General features: G+C 63.9%; 1 protein-coding gene. It reads left to right on the top strand.

Going from position 1 to position 352, the window contains the following annotated elements; genetic code table 11:
• On the top strand, nt 1-352 hold a 352-nt coding region (locus R0J87_RS18960; protein WP_498888165.1), incomplete at both ends, for an MATE family efflux transporter.

Genomic DNA, 352 nt, shown 5'->3' with positions numbered 1-352 from the left:
CAGGGGTTCTCTTTCGCGTTTGCCTTGGCGACATCGGAGACTACCACCATCCTCGTCAGCCGAAGCCTCGGCGGCAAGACCCCCTCTCAGGCCCCGGCGATTGTCGCAACCGCGGCCGGTCTTGGCGCCCTTGCAACGCTTGCGTTCTGCTTGGCGGTGCTTTTGATGTGGCCGCAGCTGGTCGACATCCTGTCGATCCCGCCCGACCTGCAGGGCGTGACGCTTACGCTGTGGATCTTCCTCTCCGCAGAGGTGCTTTTGCGCGTGTTGCTCTTCGCGCTCCTTGGGTACCTGAGGTCGCTGGGGCACATGCGCCTTTACAGTGCGCTCAACATCGCCCCCGCCGTCCTTC

Source organism: Halomonas sp. SIMBA_159, assembly GCF_046536035.1.
Taxonomy (GTDB): domain Bacteria; phylum Pseudomonadota; class Gammaproteobacteria; order Pseudomonadales; family Halomonadaceae; genus Vreelandella; species Vreelandella venusta_A.
The sequence above is the reverse complement of the archived record's forward strand: the minus strand, read 5'-3'. Positions and strand labels throughout refer to the sequence as shown.